This window comes from Treponema sp. R6D11 (assembly GCF_054786075.1).
On the sequence record NZ_BDHD01000434.1, the window covers coordinates 1 to 1,043 of the forward strand.

At 54.2% G+C, this 1,043-nt stretch carries 1 pseudogene; it reads right to left on the reverse strand.

The features are described 5' to 3' along the window. A pseudogene (locus ACYVTD_RS13750) lies at positions 1 to 1,043 on the reverse strand (chromosome segregation protein SMC); the annotation flags it as partial.

Here is a 1,043-nt window from a genome sequence, read left to right on the forward strand (position 1 = left end):
ATAGTTGTAATCTCGGCGTGGATGGCGGCGATGCGCACGTCGATTTCTTCCAGCCTTTTGCGGGTAAGCGAAAGGTCGTCGCGTATGTTTTTTAACTGGCCTTCCTGCCCCGAAAGTTCCCGTCTGATAAGCCTAGCCTGCTCTTCGGCGGATTGTGCGCGGGTTTTCATCTGGGCGCGGTTAACCTTCATGTCTTCCAGAGTGGCGCGGTATTCGTCTATCTTCGCCAGCAAATTGATGTTGTCGCTCCGCAAGTTTTTAACGCGCTGGCGGCGCTCCTCGATGCTGTCCTTCGCGCTTCTAATCCGCGAATCCAATTCGCGCTTCTTCGTGATAATTCCCTGGGGGGCGAGAAACTCGTCGATAAAAACGGGAGTGTGCTCTTTGTAACTTTTAAAAAGTTCAAGCGCCTTTTGCGAGTCCGCGGCGGCTTCGGCAAGCCCCGTCGCCAAAGCGCCCGCTATGCGCCCAAGTTCCGCCGCGTCAACGCCCGTCGCGGCCGCAGTGGTCAAATCGCGGATTAGCGCTTCCCTGCCGCCAAGTACGGCGTTCAGGCGGCCTAGGGTTTCGTGCAGGGCTTCTTCCGCGCTCTTGCGCTCCGCCGCCGAATAGCCGGCTTTTTTCAAGCCCGCGTCCAGTTCCGCCACGATGTCGTCGGTGATTTTAGCGAGGTCAATTTCAAGTTCCGCCTGCTCTCTCTCTAAGTTGTGTATCTCGTCTTCCGAGCGGCTTACCTCTTTTTCGTTTTCGCTTATGCGGGCGGCGGCAAGCTGGATATTTTCCTCAAAGGAGCGGATGTTTTCTTCGATACTTTCAAGCTGTTTTGTCATGTCGGCGACTATCGCGTCCTGCTCCGCCGCATCGTTGTTCAGTTCTTCTATCTTTTGGATTATCTGTTTTTCGCGTTCCTCGTTCTGGCCGATTTTTACTTTATTCTCACCGCGCTGTTCGTTGAAAAGGCGCACTTCGTTTTCACGCGCGTTCTTTTCCAGGGCGAGGCCGTAAATGTTTTTTTGCAGTTCGACAAAACGAGCTTCCATGGA